The following is a 13,964-nucleotide window of genomic DNA, read 5'->3' as shown; positions in this document are numbered from 1 at the left end:
CAACGCTTAGCGAAAGCCAAACGGTGATTTTTAACCCGATCGTCAGCGCCTGCAAGGTAACAAAGCACGAGAGACGACGATATGAGCAAGAAACCCCTTGAGGCCGCGTTGCAGGATCAACTCAACAAGCTGGCTTCACTGCCGGATGATCAGATCGATACTGTCGATACTCATGAGACTTCCCCTGAGGCTTGGCTGCATGCGCGCCGACCTGGCCTTTACAAGCCCGTCAAGAAGCCGGTCACGCTTCGGCTCGACGCCGATGTCGTGGCCTGGTTTAAGGATCACGCGGAAGGTCGAGGATACCAGACCGAGATCAATCGCGTGCTTCGTCTCTATATCACGGAAACTCGCGCCTGATCGCTTCCAAAGTGCCTTATTCCTCCGCCTGCAGGGGGAGGCGAAGTCAATGCTAGAGATGCCTATAGCGGACGGTAGGCGACGCCGATCCGGCTCTCGGCGGTATCGCGCCGGCTCAGGGTCGCGGCGATATGCCGCTCGGCCGCCGCGCGATCGGCGAAGGCTCGGGCCTGCGCCTGACCGCGCGCGCCGATCCGCCCCCAGCGGGTTTCGACGACGATCATGCCAAAGAGGTCGAGGCTGGCGGTGATGCTGTAGCGCCGGCGAATGTTGCGGGCCGGGTCGAGCGCCACCAGCTCGATCGGATCAGGCAGAGGAAGGTTCGCGCCGAACATGGCGCGGAGCCTACAAAATCAGCTTTGCGAAGTCCGACGACTTATCTGACTCAATGGCGCGTCGCTGATTCACGCGCTGAATCAATGAGGATGAGATCGGGGGCGGAAATCGCCAGATACGACCGCACGGCCTGCTCGATCGCCGGCCATCGCGCCAACGAATGGGCGGGATGCGCCAGTTGCTCCAAGCTGATCGTGCCACCGATCGACACCACCATGCGCCAGAAGCACAGCGCGCGCGGTATCCATATCCTGGGCAGGGAGGACGGTACTATCGCCATCCAGCCATGCTCATCGGGTTCGGTGAACTCGGTGGGATCGACGCTGCCGAACATCCAGTCGCCCCGTTCGGCCTGGGGCGGGGCATCGCCAAGCGCCTCGGCGCGTATCATCCGGTCGAGCAAGGCCACCAAAGTATTTCGGTCCAATTCGGTCGAAACCTCCATGCCTATTGCGCCGCCTTCACGTCGATCGTGCAGCGCACCGCCTTCTTGGCCTTGGCGGCCTTCTCGCGGCACGTCTGAATAGCCTCGCGGTTGCCATCCGCGAGCGGTGCCGCCGCGACGATCACGCCCCAGCTCTCGGGCGCGGCCGTCTGCATCAGGTGTTGCCCTGCTTCCCACGGGCTACCCTCGTCCAGAACGCGCGTCGCCAGGCGCTCGGGCCAGCGCCAGCTTGTCGGCGCGAGAAGCGCGAGCGGTATTTGCGCCAGGGCGTAGAGCAACATCCCCAACACCACGCCGCCCAATCCGGCCCACACCAGCCAGCGGTTCTGCTCGTCGCCCCGGCGCGCGGATGCTAGCCGGTTGCCGATCTCGCGGGCGGCCTTGTCCAGCCCTGCGCGTGCCTCGGCGACAAGCCGCGCGTCCTCGCGGCGCGCGCCGCTCGCCGCCGTCGCGATCTGGCTCGTCATGGAATCCGGGGTCATCGACAATAGCGGACTTTTGGCGATGGGATCGATCCGCTGGGCGAGCGCCACCAATATTTTCTCCGTGCGCTCAAGCGTCGGCTGATAATCGGGTATCTCGATGGACTCGCGCGCGGCCGTCAGTCCCTCGATGGCACTGCGCAGCAACGACACCTCGCGGCCAAGCTGGGCGAATGCCCGCGCCGCGTCATCCTCGCCCATGTCTTCGCGGTCGTCGTCCATATCCTCTCCTTACCGGCTCATCCCCAAGCCCCTGCCGAGCCCCAAATCGCGGGTCAGCTCGCGGGCAAGCTCACGGCTCTGGTTGATGCCCCTCTCAAGCCCCAACTCGCGACTACGGCCGCGCAGGAGCGATTCAACCTGGGGATCGCGCTCAAGGCTTTTCGCCATGCCCGCCATTTCCTGCCCCGCCTTTTCCCGGCCCGACATGTCGCCGGCGCGATAGAGGCGGTCCCGATCGGCGCTGAGGCCCTGCCAGCGTTCCACGAACCGATCGGCGCGCAAAGCCGGATCGACGCGCACGCGGGCTTCTCGGGCCATCGCCTCGATCATCGGGCCGCTGCGCCCCGCCGCCGCTTCGCGCAGCAATTCAGGATTGCGCTTCATCGCCTCCGTCATATCGTCCGAAGCCCCCGGCCGGAGCGTATCGAGCGCATGGATCGCGCGCTCGAGCGCGACCTTCTGATGCTCAAGGATCGGCGCACCCGATGCCCGCGCCTGCAACACCACCTCGGCCGAGCGCGAGGTCCGCTCGACAGCGCGCGCGAAGGCGCGGTCCTCGCCGCGATCGGCCCGCGCGGGCGAAGGCGTCGCCGGCGTCGCGTCGAGCTTCAACCCGTCGAACATGCCGCGCTTGGGTTTCTCGCCCTGGACACGCCCCGGCGCGGGTCGCTCGATCGGCTTCGGCTTGAATCCGTCGAACATGCCCCGCCGCGGCTGACGCTCACCCGCGGCCTTCGCCTCCTGATCGCCGCGGCTGATCGGCCGTGGATCCTCACGCACTTCGCGCGAATATCCACGGCGAGGCGCAAAGATCTCGACCCCCTGCCTCTCGGGCGCATCCGGCAAGCGGATCTCGCCCGACAACCCGCGCCGATCGGCGAAGTCACGAACCTCGGCGTCGCGGTCCCGATACATCGGATAATCCGACGCCATATCCTTCGACCGCTCGCGCGACAGGGTGCGGACAAGCTGGCGCTGATCGGCGAAGTCGTCGCGCCCGTAATGGGCCCAGTCGGCCCCAAGCTGCGATTTTGGCCAAGTCGGAGAACGTTTTGGGAACGTGGCATTCGGTATTGACGATGGAAATCATAGAAGAGGACAGTTCGCTCCATCATAGGGAGTGGGTTGATGGATCGGAGTATTCCGGGCGGGGATTTGATCGGACGATGGAGCCTGAGCTTTGCCGATATTGATTTTGTAAATTCGAAGCCGGCCCTGACGCGCCTTGGCCTCGCCGCACAGCTGAAATTCTTCGCTTCCCTGGGGTTTTTCGCGATCGATCCCGGCTCAATCCCTACCGATGGCCTCTCGTATCTGGCCGAGCAACTCGGTGTCGAGGCTGGCGAGATAGCCGGTTATGACTTTTCCAGTCGGACAGCACGACGGCATTGTGCGGAGATCCTGATCCATCTTGGATATCACCGCATGAAGCGGGTGGATCGCGCGCAATTGACGGAATGGATTGCTGGCGAGCTGTGCCCGGGCGGCCAGTCGATCAATGCCATGCTTGAGCATGTTTTCCTGTGGTGCCGGGACCGGCGTATTTATGGGCCGTCGCGCAAGGAGCTTGAACGTGTCGTTCGCTCACAACGGCAAGATTATCTGGACACCTGGCTGATCGGAGCCAGTGATCGGCTTTCGTCAGATGCGGTGGCGTTATTGGAAGCCTCGCTTGCCGATCCGGACAGCTCGACCGGATTCAACAGGATGAAGGGTGACGCCGGACAGGCAACGCTCGACAACATTCTCGACGTGACCGAGAAACTCGCCTTTATCCAGAGACTTGATCTTCCCCATGATCTCCTGACGGCTACGGGCAAGCCATGGGTCGATCAGATTGTTCGCCGCGTTGCCGGTGAAAAGGCCTCGGAGATGCGCCGGCATGCGCCGGCGCGACAGCTCGGCCTTTATGCGATTTATCTAATGTCGCGGGAGGCGCAACTCACTGACGCGATGATCGACCTGCTGATCGAAACCGTTCACAAGATCGGAACGCGCTCGAAACGCAAGGTGGTGGGCGATATCGCGAAAGACATCGAGCGGGTCTATGGAAAGGAGCGCCTGCTGGTCGAGATCGCCAGCGCCTCGATCAATGAACCATCGGGGCGCATCTGCGATGTCATTTTCCCGATCGCCGGTAAGGCCAAGCTGGCGGCGATCGTCAAGGAGAGCCATGCGAAGGGCGCTCTGGACCGGCGCATCTACAAGGTGATGCGTGGTTCCTGGGCCAATCATTACCGGCGCATGCTGCCAAGCCTGCTTTCCGTACTTGAGTTCCGGTCGAACAACGCGGTGTGGCGGCCGGTCCTGGCGGCCCTCGACTGGATCAGGAGCAAGGTGGATGGCGGATGCCGCTTCGTGCCATTGCAGGATGTTCCGATCGATGAGGTGATTCCAGCGCGATGGCGCAGTTCCGTCATTGATGACGATGGGCGGGTAAACCGGATCAGCTATGAGCTTTGCGTCCTGACGCAACTGCGCGACCGCATCCGCTCCAAAGAAATCTGGGTGGTCGGGGCGGATCGCTATCGCAATCCCGATGACGATCTTCCCAAGGACTTCGAGATCAGGCGAGATGCGTACTATTCCGGCCTCAGCCTGACGCCAGATGCGCAGGCGTTTTGCGCCTCGATCCGGGAGGAGCTTGAACGGGAACTGTTGCTCCTCAATGCCAATATTCCACAAAACGACAAGGTCCGGCTCCTGTGGCGCGGCGACAACCGGATATCGATTACACCGTTCAAGCCCTTGCCCGAACCGAAGGGTCTCGCTTCGATCAAAAGCGAGATCGGTCAGCGCTGGCCGATGACCGGACTGCTGGACGTGTTGAAAGAGGCTGCTCTGGACACGGGATTGATGGATGCTTTCGAAACGTCGGCCTCGCGGGTTACCCTGTCGAAAGCAGCCTTGGCTCAGCGTCTTTTGCTGTGTCTCTATGGCTTGGGCACGAACGCCGGGCTCAAGCGGGTCGCTGGCGCAACACCCGATGTCAGTTACGAGGAATTGCTGCATGTCCATCGCCGTTTCATCCACGCGCCAGCGCTGAGGGAGGCGTGCGCGCGGGTAGCAAACGCGACACTGGCAATCCGCAATGCCGCAGTATGGGGAGATGCGGGCACGGCATGCGCGTCCGATTCAACGAAGTTCGGCGCGTGGGACCGCAACCTGATGACGGAATGGCACGCCCGCTATGGCGGCCGTGGCGTCATGATCTACTGGCATGTGGAGAAGCGCGCGACCTGCGTTTATTCCCAGCTCAAGCGGTGCTCTTCCTCGGAGGTCGCCTCCATGATCGAAGGCGTGCTACGCCATTGCACCGACATGGAAATCCAGCGCCAGTACGTCGATAGCCACGGCCAGAGCGCAGTCGGCTTTGCGTTCTGCCGACTCCTTGGATTTGAGCTTGCCCCGCGGCTGAAAGCAGTGGCACGCCAGAAACTGGCCCTTCCCCAAGCCGGCATGCGCACGCGGCTTTCCAATTTACTGCCGATCCTCTCCAGCCCGATCGACTGGGACGAGATCGAGCAACAATATGACGAAATGGTCAAATATGCCGCTGCCATGCAATCGCGCACCGCCGATCCGGAAGCGATCCTGCTCCGGTTTGCCAGAGCCGAAGTGATGCACCCGACCTACAAGGCGCTGAGTGAACTCGGCCGCGCGGTCAAAACAATCTTCCTATGCCGGTATTTGCGTCAGGAGGCATTCCGCCGCGAGATCCACGAAGGGCTGAATGTGGTTGAGAACTGGAACGGCGCTAATGGTTTCGTGTTCTTCGGCAAGGGCGGCGAGATCGCCACCAACCGCATCCATGAGCAGGAAATCTCCGTTCTGGCGCTACACCTCCTGCAAGCGTCGCTGGTGTATGTGAACACCCGCATGCTTCAGACCGTACTGGTTGAGCCGAAGTGGGCGGGGCGGATGACGCCGGAAGATTATCGTGGTCTCACGCCGTTGATCTACAGTCATGTGAACCCTTATGGCCGCTTCGACCTCGACCTGAACGACCGGATTGATTTTGGACGGCTTGCAGCGTGAGGCGGCTGATCGGCCTATAACATTTGGGTACACCCCAGAGTGATAGGGCCGAGTGACACCATTCGTCTGTCACAAAAGGGTGGGTTTGCGCTCAATGTGACGATACACTGCAAGAGCCACCCTAATGTGACGGATTTTGCACTTGGCTCGTATCGGATATGCCCGCGTCAGCACCACGGACCAGGATCTGGATATCCAGATTGGCCGCCTCAAGAATGCAGGTTGCGAAATTATCCGTTCCGAGACCGGATCGGGGGCCTCGCGGAGCGGGCGCACGGAACTGGAAACGATCATGCAGTTTATGCACACCGGCGACGAGCTGGTCGTGCTGCGGCTCGACCGGCTCGGCCGCTCCACGCGCGATGTCCTGAACCTGGTGCATGAGCTTGATGAAAAGGGAGCTTCGCTGCGCATCCTTGAGCCAGAGGTGACGACGGCGGGCGACATGGGGCGAATGGTCATCACCATACTCGGCATGGTCGCCGATATGGAGCTGAAGTTCATCAAGGATCGTCAGCGCGCCGGGATCGAAGCGGCGCGCGCCGAAGGCGTTTACAAAGGCCGGAAGAAGAACGTCGATGACGATGAAATCCGCCGTCGCCTTGCCGCCGGCGCCAGCAAGGCCCGCGTTGCCCGCGACCTGAAGGTCTCACGAATGACCGTCTATCGGGCGCTCGACATTATTCCGTCACAGACCAAACTGCCGGAAAAGCCGCCCACTGCCAGCATCGCCCTGCATCTGATTATCGAGAACTTCAACAAGCGTGGAAGAGGTAGAAAACCCGCTCGGGAGCGGATTGAGGCGATGCTGGAACGCGACTACGCCATGGTAAAAAACGGCAATTGTGATTACAAACTGACCGTCGCCTATGACCCCGATCCGGATGGCATTTCCCTTGATGAGGAAATCCAAAGCCTCCTCTCCGAGATGTTCAACATCGCAGAGAGCTACAATTGCTCCATGGAAGCCGATATCTACGAGGTCGGTGGTCAGCAACGGTCCTGGTAGAATCAATCAAGCGTTCAGTGTTCGTTCTTCAACCTGGCCAAAATCGCAGCTTCGGGCCGACTGGGCCTAATGGAGCTGCACCCCGTCACGGTGTCGCGACAAGCCGACATAAGCCGAATGGCGGTCCATGCCGGGGGTGGCGAGGACGTGCGCCCGATCGACCGTCACGCCCTGCGATTTATGGATGGTCGCCGCATAGCCATGATCGACATGGGCATAGTCTTTCAGGTCGAACGCGACCGATCGACCGTCGTCGAGCCGGACCGCCATATGCTCTGGCGTAACCCGCTCGACCTTACCCAGCGTGCCGTTCTTCACCCCAAGCCCGCGCTCGTTCTTGAGGAACATGATGCGGTCGCCGCTGGCGAACTCCCGCGCGCCCCGCTCGGCCTTCACCTCCACGTCGGGACCAAGCGCAGCCGAGTCACGCAAGCGTGCGCGCGCGGCCAGGTTCAAATCGCGAACCTCGGCATTGGTGTGGGTGAGGATGATCCGGCTCTTGTCCGGATCGGCAAGGCGCTGCGCGTCCCAACCGTCCACCAGCTCGGCACGCGCCTGCTCGCGCGTGTCGGCCGCCTCGACCATCCCATGACGCTCATAGGCATGGATCGCCTCGCCGGTCCTGCCGGTCGCCAGCGCCCGCGTGGCGTCCTTCTGCCAATCCTCATGCTGTCGGCGTATCTCGCTGATCTCGGCGGCACCGTGCCGCTCGGCCAGCGCCCGGAACGCGGCACCCGCCTCGATCGCCTGCAACTGCTCGGCATCGCCGACAAGCACGACCTTGGCCCCGGCCCGTTCGGCTTCGCCAAGCACGCGCTCCATCTGGCGCGTGCCGATCATCCCGGCCTCGTCGATCACCAGCACGTCGCGCGGCCCGAGCTGCTCGCGGCCCTGCCCCCACTGATATTCGAGGCTGGCGATCGTGCGCGAGGCGATGCCCGATCCGCCTTCCAGCCCCTCGGCCGCGATCCCCGACAGGGCGGCACCGCGCACCGTGTAGCCGGCGCGCTCCCATTCGTCGCGCGCCACGCCCAGCATGGCCGACTTGCCGGTGCCGGCATAGCCGACCACGATTGAAAGATCGTTCCGGCTGGTGATATGCGCCAACGCGGCTTCCTGCTGGGTTCCCAGCACCAGGCTATCACTCCCGGTAGCGGCCACCCCCCTAACGGCCGCTGCCGGGAGACCATGCCCTCCCCGCTCTGCAAGCCTGTCAGCGGCCCGCTCAAGCCGCTGCTCGACCGCGATCATCTCGCGCGAGGTGAACCGCTCCTGCCCTTTCCCGTCCTGCCCCAGCCCCACCAGCTCGGGCGACGCCTTCACCGCGCTCATAGCGGAATCGAACTGGTCCTTGCCGTCGCTGTGCCGATGGACGAACATCGCCAGGTCGCGGGTGGTGAACGTCGCCTGTTGCCGCGTGATCGCGTCCAATGCGATCCCCGGCTCGGCAATGATCTTCTCGCCATTCGCGCGCGCGATCCGGGCATGGTCCTCGACCCGCTCGGCCTCAAGCCCCTGTTCGGGCATCCGCGATGCTGCCGGCCCGATCTTGTGCTGCGGCTCAAGCTCGATCCCCTGCGCCGCTAATGTGCGATGGTCGATCCGCGCATCAATATCGAGCGACGCAAGCCGTTCGTTGACATGATCGGCCCATGCCTCGCGCCACCCTTTCAAAAGCTCGGCGCTGTTCCACTCGCGCACCTTCTGGCCGAACCCCTCCGGCCCTACCTCGCGCATCGACAGCATGACGTGCGCGTGCGGCTTGGGCTGGCCGTCCTTGCCCATGTCCCAATGCACATTGAGGTCCGCGACCATGCCGCGTTCGACGAACTGCTTGTTCACGAAATCGCGCGCCAGCTCGACGCCCTGCGCCTGATTCATTTCGCGCGGAATTGAAAACTCAACCTCGCGGGCAAGCTGCGCGTCCTTGCGTTTCTCGCCGGCCTCGACCTCGTTCCACAAGGTCGCGCGATCGTTTAAACGCTCCGGCGCACCCTCGGGCAGCATGATTTCCGAATGGACGACACCGGCCTTGTTCGAGAAATCTTGGATACGCCCGAGTCGGTCATCGTGCAGCTCGGACGCCGAACGATAGGCGGCCGATGCAACCGCGCTCGATCCATTGGCGCGGCTGATGACCTTGGCTGAGAAATGGTAGATCGCCATGACGGCCGCTATACTGCCTTTCTTAGCGCACGTCGGCAACGACGTATAAGCGCGCACTCACACTCCCTGTCGTTCCTGTGATTGACTTCGCCGCATTTTTTGTTCGGAACGGTTCCTCGCGCGCGCGATCATGCTATCCTGCGGCTTCAGTTTTCGGGCACGAGGGAGAGAATGATGCGCAAAACGCGCGACTATGACGCGGAGCTGAAAGCCCTTGGCGACAAGGCCAGGGCGTTGAAGGTGAAGAAGGTCCAGCAGCTTGGCGAGCTTGTCACGTCCACCGGAGCCGATGCGCTCGATCTCGATACGCTGGCGGGCGCACTGCTTGCCGCTGTGGAATCGGCCAGCACGGAAGAAAAGGAGGCGTGGCGCGCGAAAGGTTCCGCCTTCTTTCAGCGGCGCGGGAAGAAAGCTCGCGGATAATGTCGCGGCGACCGCCAAGGCGATGGCGCGAACCGGGCAAGCGCTACGCCGCGTTGAAGCCGCCGCGCGCCGCACCGATACGAGAGGATGGGTCGTGCAACGCCGCGAACGAACCCGCCATCTCATAGAACTGGGCGGCCTCGTCCAGAAAGCCGGCCTGGTCGATCTCGCCGACGACGATCGCGCCACCCTCTACGGCGCTCTACTGGATTGCGCGGCCCGCGCCCGAGGCGATGATGCCGGCGACGTGCTGGCGCTCTGGAAGCGGCGCGGCAAGCGGGCGTTCGATGCGGAGGCGGTCTCGCCTGAGAGGTTGGACAATGACGGATGACGCTGTTTCGGTCTGGTGCTTCGCGGGCAAGGATATGTGGGCGCTGACCGACGACGACAGCGGCCATGCGCTCCCGGCTGAGCGGCCACAGGGCACGCGATCGGAACTAAGGGTGCAGCGGAAGGGAGAAGGCCCAATCCTCGCCTCCTGGCCGGCCCCTGCCCCCTCCACAAGGCGCTAGGGTCCGATTGGACGCTGCGCCCGCCCCACTTCCCCCTCGGAAGCCCAGCGACCGCAGGTCGCCCTGTGACGGCATCGCCGTCACGCACCAAACAGCGCATTGGCCGTTAGGCCAATTCCGCTTGCCTTGCTTTACTGTGGGGGAACGCACCTCGCTTTCCCAAAATGCCCTTGTGTTATATTGTGTTAGAATCTGTGTTACGCTGAAATAAAGTGCCGATTTTCTGTTTTGAATCAGTTAGTTATAAAATACTCTCATGGGTGATAACACGAAAGATCATGGGTGATAACACGAAAGATCATGGGTGATAACACGAAAGGAAAACAGGGGTTGTCCACAGCTCAATGAGTGAAAGCACGAAGCCTATTGGTCCATGGGTGAAAACACGATAGGTATCAGCTATGGGTGATAACACGAATCCAGATGATCGCTCCCCTCTCCTACCGGATCGTTATCCTCAGCAGGACTTTTTCGTATGCGACGTTTTCGATGCCGCTCCCAAAGGGGACATGGCCTCGATGGAGCATCCCTTATTCAGCATCTCCACCAAGCCTGATCTGACCGCGCGGGAATATCGCAACGGCTCCACCTTCGTTCGCGTGTCTCCCGGCGAGCTGGGGCTGGCGACAGTTCACGACCGGGATGTGCTGATCTATTGCATCAGCCAGCTCATGGCGGCGCTAAACTCCGGACAGCCAGTCAACCAGGTCGTGCGCTTCAAGGCCTATGACCTATTGGTGGCGACCAATCGGGGAACTGATGGCCGGGGCTATGAGCAGCTACGCAGCGCCTTTAAACGCCTTCAGGGAACGCAAATTGAAACCAATATCCTGACTGGTGGGACTGAGGCGCTGGATATTTTCAGCCTGATCGATCGTGTGAGGATCATGCGCGAAACGCGAGAAGGCCGGATGCAAGAGGTCGAGGTGCGGCTATCGGATTGGGTGTTCAACGCGATCCGTTCCAATGAAGTGCTGACCCTGAACCGCCAATATTTTCGGCTACGGAAGCCGCTGGAAAGGCGGCTATACGAGATTGCCCGCAAGCATTGCGGGTGGCCGGGCAAAGCTGTCAAATTCGGTCTGGATACGCTGCAACGCAAATGCGGGTCCAAATCGACCGACTTTGAGTTTCGGCGTCTCATCAAGACAATTGTGGACCAGGACGATGCCCATGGTCATTTTCCGGACTATGCGCTGAGCTTTGACAACACCCGCGATCAGGTGACTTTCACGCCCCGCGCGGGAAAGGCCCTGCCCCAAGAAACGCTGTTCCCTATGATCTCCAACCAGGCCCTGGAAAAGGCCCGCACGGTCGCGCCAGGATATGATGTTTACGCGCTCAAGGGTGATTATCTCGCCTTCTGGGATGACAAGGGGCAGCAACCCCTCAAGAATGCGGATGCTGCCTTTCTAGGCTGGTGCAAAAAGCGACACGAACGTAATCCATTGCGCTAGCAGTGCCAGCATGGGATCGCGGATGCGTTTTGTCATGACCCGAATTTAGCTCGCGCATCATACTTCGCCACAAGGTCGCTGATTGCCTCCCCCAATAAGTCTTGTTGTTTGCGGCGGGTCTTTGCAGCCAATACGCGGAAGGCTTCAGCGGTCGGATCATCCTGATCGAAATAGCCGCCCAAGTGATACTTGCCTGCGTTACTGTTAGGTCGCTTGGCCTCTGCCCGTACAGCATCTGCCACAGGCTGCGGGATAGTGTTTTCGTTAGCCTCGGCCTGCGGCCGCTCGATAGCGGCGGATAATAGGGATTTTCTAGCCATGTGCAGCCTTACCTTTCGTCTTCACATGTGACGGTTTGATAATTTGCAAATATTCAAATATGAAATCTCGCAAAGCTGCAATCTCTAATGCGGCCTTCCCTTCCGGCTCATGCTCAATCACGCCTAGGCCATACGGCCACGCAGCTCGAAAGCTACTACGCTCACGGATTACCGCGCGGGCAACCTGTAAGCCGGTTGCCTCGGCCAACGTGCGAGCATCGTCTAACAAGGCAGTGGCGGTTGGCGGTGCGCCATTCAGGACGACGAAGGCCTGCTTGCCGGTCGCTGTGATAAGCTGCGCGGTGCGTTTGATTGCCTCTAGGTCGATCAGGGAAGGTCGGCATGGTATCAAAACCATATCCGAACGCTGCACGGCCTCTGCTGCTTCTGCGCCTGCCGCAGGCGGTGTGTCGATGATCGCCAGCGCAAAGCCTTCGGCTTCAGCTGCATTGATCCAGGGAGATAATCTACGGGCGCTTAATGGTTCGACGTGGGGCAGTTCAGCTGTTCGCCTCTCGCTCCACGCGGTTGCGCTTTCCTGCGGATCGAGGTCGATCAGAGCAGTTTTGATCCCTCCGGCCTGGGCGGCAACAGCTAGATTAACGGCCAGGGTTGTTTTTCCTGCACCGCCTTTCTGCGCTGCAATCGTGATAATTTTCATGTTTGCAAACTTTCAGGGATGAATTATTGATAGTTTGCCGATTTGAAGCGGCGCGTCAACATTCAGGAAAGCAGGCGGCTACGCGATGCCGAATGCATCGCGGATTGCCGCAACGAAAATATCAGCCTGCCCGACTGCCCATACGGCGTCATCGTCGCTGACAGGATCACCCGTGTAATCAGCGAGCAGGCGGAGACGCTCGACCTTGTTAAGCGAACTGCCGAGTTCTGACGCGACGTGTCCGCCAAGGACAAGATGCTGACCGAAGGCCGCAATCAATCCTCTATGGGTTTTGGTAGCGGAAGCGGTTTCCGCGACGTTGGCAGAACGGAGCGCCGCGTGAGCGGCGTCGAACATGGCATAATAAGCGCGGTTACAAGCGCCATCAGCATCACCACCGGCAAGCAATTGATGCGCGCTTGCCAAGGCTTGAGCCGCCTTCCGCATATAGGATGCCGGTGTGACGGGCTTGCTCACAGGGCTACCCCTTCACGCTGGATCGTGCGGATCAGGGCGGGATTGCTGAATTGTTCAGGGTTTTCCATTTCGTCGCCCCACAGCGGCAGGGCTTCGACCAGGATTCCGGTTTCCAGCATTACGTCGAACGCGATGCCCGCCATGTCGATTGCCGTGGTTGACCGTTTGCCGTGTTCGCCTTTCAGCACCACGGCAATATCAGCGTCACTTGTCGCGTTGTGTGTGCGACGGGCGCGGCTTCCGAACAGAATGGCGCGATCAACGGCGTAGCGGCCTGATATGCGGCTCATGAACACCCGCGCTGCGCGCTCAGTATCCGAATCCAATGGTGGTTGGGCCTTTGCGGGGATGAGCTTGTTCCCAAGGCGGGATATGGTGCTTTGGCTGACGTTGAACCGGCGCGCGAGATCCGCTTGCGTTGCGCTGCCATCGGCCAGCGCGCGCAGGGCTTCGGTGCGTTGATGGGCGGTGAGCATTGGCGGGCGTCCCATATGCTGTCCGCGCGCCACGGCGCGGGCGCGCCCCTCCCCTGTCCGCGTAACGATCAGCTCGCGCTCAAACTCGGCCAGCCCGCCCAGCACCGTCAGCATTAAGCGGCCATGTGGGGTTGTGGTATCGGCCCACGGATCACCGAGCGAGCGGAACAACGCCCCTGCCCTTGCCACCGTGTCGAGAATGTTGAGCAGATCGCGCGTTGAGCGCGCCAGTCGGTCGAGACGGGTAACGATCAGCGTATCCCCTGCTCCCAGCACCTTGAGCGCCTTCGCCAGCTCCTTGCGATCGCTCTTTATGCCACTCGCGGTTTCGTGGAACACCTTCGCAGCCCCAGCGGCGACAAGTGCCGCTCGCTGTGCATCGAGAGTCTGGCCGTCTGTTGAGACGCGGGCATAGCCATAAATGGTCATGCCCAAACTATAACCGAAATGCCCTTCTTTATGCAAATATCTTTCGCATACCCGAGAGCCGCAGATTTAGGTGGTTTTCCGACTTATGCAAAACTTGTGATTTTTGGATCAAGCAAACCTCACTCAATAAAATTTGGCGTGCCAACCTCAT

General features: G+C 61.1%; 14 protein-coding genes and 1 pseudogene. 6 read left to right on the top strand and 9 right to left on the bottom strand.

Translation table 11 applies throughout. The features are described 5' to 3' along the window. Positions 1-81: 81 nt before the first annotated feature. Positions 82-360 (top strand): BrnA antitoxin family protein, encoded by a 279-nt coding sequence (locus K426_RS28780; RefSeq protein WP_021317602.1) that lies wholly within the window; start codon positions 82-84, stop codon positions 358-360. Between the two features lie 62 nt (positions 361-422). Here K426_RS28780 and K426_RS28775 read toward each other — a convergent pair whose 3' ends face one another. From K426_RS28775 to K426_RS28760, 4 genes and pseudogenes are all read right to left on the bottom strand, one after another. Continuing rightward, on the bottom strand, positions 423-695 hold the full coding sequence (locus K426_RS28775) for a WGR domain-containing protein (protein ID WP_021238845.1): 273 nt from the start codon (positions 693-695) through the stop codon (positions 423-425). 50 nt (positions 696-745) lie between these two features. Next, positions 746-1,123: a hypothetical protein gene (locus tag K426_RS28770; protein ID WP_145907854.1), complete on the bottom strand. Its 378-nt coding sequence runs from the start codon at positions 1,121-1,123 to the stop codon at positions 746-748. A gap of 20 nt (positions 1,124-1,143) precedes the next feature. After that, the gene (locus tag K426_RS28765) at positions 1,144-1,845 is read right to left on the bottom strand and encodes a DUF6118 family protein (RefSeq protein WP_021238843.1); all 702 of its coding nucleotides are present in this window, start codon (positions 1,843-1,845) and stop codon (positions 1,144-1,146) included. 9 nt (positions 1,846-1,854) lie between these two features. Next, positions 1,855-2,850: pseudogene (locus K426_RS28760) on the bottom strand (Ti-type conjugative transfer relaxase TraA); the annotation flags it as partial. Between the two features lie 123 nt (positions 2,851-2,973). Here K426_RS28760 and K426_RS28755 point away from each other — a divergent pair. Both K426_RS28755 and K426_RS28750 read left to right on the top strand, forming a co-directional pair. After that, on the top strand, positions 2,974-5,883 hold the full coding sequence (locus K426_RS28755; RefSeq protein WP_021224283.1) for a Tn3 family transposase: 2,910 nt from the start codon (positions 2,974-2,976) through the stop codon (positions 5,881-5,883). 142 nt (positions 5,884-6,025) lie between these two features. Beyond that, the gene (locus tag K426_RS28750) at positions 6,026-6,892 is read left to right on the top strand and encodes a recombinase family protein (protein ID WP_006953933.1); all 867 of its coding nucleotides are present in this window, start codon (positions 6,026-6,028) and stop codon (positions 6,890-6,892) included. A 66-nt stretch (positions 6,893-6,958) separates the two neighbouring features. Here K426_RS28750 and traA read toward each other — a convergent pair whose 3' ends face one another. Further along, on the bottom strand, positions 6,959-9,058 hold the full coding sequence (gene traA, locus K426_RS28745) for a Ti-type conjugative transfer relaxase TraA (protein WP_237230237.1): 2,100 nt from the start codon (positions 9,056-9,058) through the stop codon (positions 6,959-6,961). Between the two features lie 174 nt (positions 9,059-9,232). Here traA and K426_RS28740 point away from each other — a divergent pair, with 174 nt between their 5' ends. The 3 genes from K426_RS28740 (at position 9,233) to K426_RS28730 (ending at position 11,450) form a co-directional block, all read left to right on the top strand. Continuing rightward, entirely contained in the window at positions 9,233-9,481 is a 249-nt protein-coding gene (locus tag K426_RS28740; protein ID WP_030092294.1) for a conjugal transfer protein TraD, read from the top strand. Between the two features lie 94 nt (positions 9,482-9,575). Further along, positions 9,576-9,812 (top strand): conjugal transfer protein TraD, encoded by a 237-nt coding sequence (locus tag K426_RS28735; protein ID WP_021238840.1) that lies wholly within the window; start codon positions 9,576-9,578, stop codon positions 9,810-9,812. 582 nt (positions 9,813-10,394) lie between these two features. Beyond that, positions 10,395-11,450, top strand: a complete 1,056-nt coding sequence (locus tag K426_RS28730) for a replication initiator protein A (RefSeq protein WP_030092293.1) — start codon at positions 10,395-10,397, stop codon at positions 11,448-11,450. A 32-nt stretch (positions 11,451-11,482) separates the two neighbouring features. Here the strand turns inward: K426_RS28730 and K426_RS28725 are convergent, their stop codons facing one another. The 4 genes from K426_RS28725 to K426_RS32955 all read right to left on the bottom strand — a co-directional run bounded on the left by K426_RS28725 (position 11,483) and on the right by K426_RS32955 (position 13,813). Then, positions 11,483-11,770, bottom strand: coding sequence for a ribbon-helix-helix domain-containing protein (locus K426_RS28725; protein ID WP_021238836.1), 288 nt, complete (start codon positions 11,768-11,770; stop codon positions 11,483-11,485). Continuing rightward, positions 11,763-12,431 carry a ParA family protein gene (locus K426_RS28720; RefSeq protein ID WP_066564817.1) on the bottom strand — a complete coding sequence of 223 codons (669 nt, stop codon included), beginning with the start codon at positions 12,429-12,431 and terminating at the stop codon, positions 11,763-11,765. Before K426_RS28720 ends, K426_RS28725 begins: the two co-directional genes overlap by 8 nt. 78 nt (positions 12,432-12,509) lie before the next feature. Beyond that, entirely contained in the window at positions 12,510-12,857 is a 348-nt protein-coding gene (locus K426_RS28715; RefSeq protein ID WP_335339816.1) for a HEPN domain-containing protein, read from the bottom strand. A gap of 47 nt (positions 12,858-12,904) precedes the next feature. Continuing rightward, positions 12,905-13,813: a recombinase family protein gene (locus K426_RS32955; protein ID WP_021317600.1), complete on the bottom strand. Its 909-nt coding sequence runs from the start codon at positions 13,811-13,813 to the stop codon at positions 12,905-12,907. Between the last annotated feature and the right edge of the window lie 151 nt (positions 13,814-13,964).

It is taken from the genome of Sphingobium sp. TKS (assembly GCF_001563265.1).
Classification (GTDB): domain Bacteria; phylum Pseudomonadota; class Alphaproteobacteria; order Sphingomonadales; family Sphingomonadaceae; genus Sphingobium.
The sequence above is the reverse complement of the archived record's forward strand: the minus strand, read 5'-3'. Positions and strand labels throughout refer to the sequence as shown.